The sequence below is a fragment of the Massilia sp. 05N420 genome (assembly GCF_056397205.1).
Genome location: NZ_JBFTMX010000109.1, coordinates 1 through 648, shown reverse-complemented (window position 1 = coordinate 648; position 648 = coordinate 1). Strand labels below are relative to the sequence as shown.

The 648-nt window shown below is 61.1% G+C and carries 1 pseudogene; it reads left to right on the top strand.

The features are described from left to right. Positions 1-648, top strand: a pseudogene (gene gyrB, locus AC1DIX_RS27495) (DNA gyrase subunit B); the annotation flags it as partial.

Below are 648 nucleotides of genomic sequence, written 5' to 3'. Positions count from 1 at the left end.
GACAAGCGCCATTCCGATATCCGCCAGGAAGAGCTTCTCTACGATGGCGGCCTCGAAGCATTCGTCGCCTATCTCGACCGTGCCAAGAAGCCGCTGGTCGACAAGCCCGTTGCCATTCGCAGCGAGAAGGACGGAATTACCGTCGAAGTCGCCATGTGGTGGAACGATAGCTATCACGAGAACGTGCTGTGCTTTACCAACAACATTCCGCAGCGTGATGGCGGCACCCACATGGCCGGCTTCCGCGCCGCCCTGACGCGCCAGATAACCTCCTATGCCGATAGCTCGGGCATCACGAAGAAGGAAAAGGTCTCGCTGACCGGTGATGACTGCCGCGAAGGCCTGACGGCGGTTCTGTCGGTGAAGGTTCCGGATCCGAAATTCTCATCGCAGACAAAGGACAAGCTGGTTTCCTCGGAAGTCCGCCCTGTCGTCGAAAACCTTGTCAGCGAAGCGCTGAGCACCTGGCTCGAAGAGCATCCCGCGGACGCCAAAATCCTGGTCGGCAAGGTGGTGGAAGCCGCCGCCGCCCGCGAAGCGGCGCGCAAGGCACGTGAACTGACGCGACGCAAGGGCGCGCTCGATATCGCATCGCTGCCCGGCAAGCTCGCCGACTGCTCCGAGCGGGATCCGTCGAAATCTGAAGTC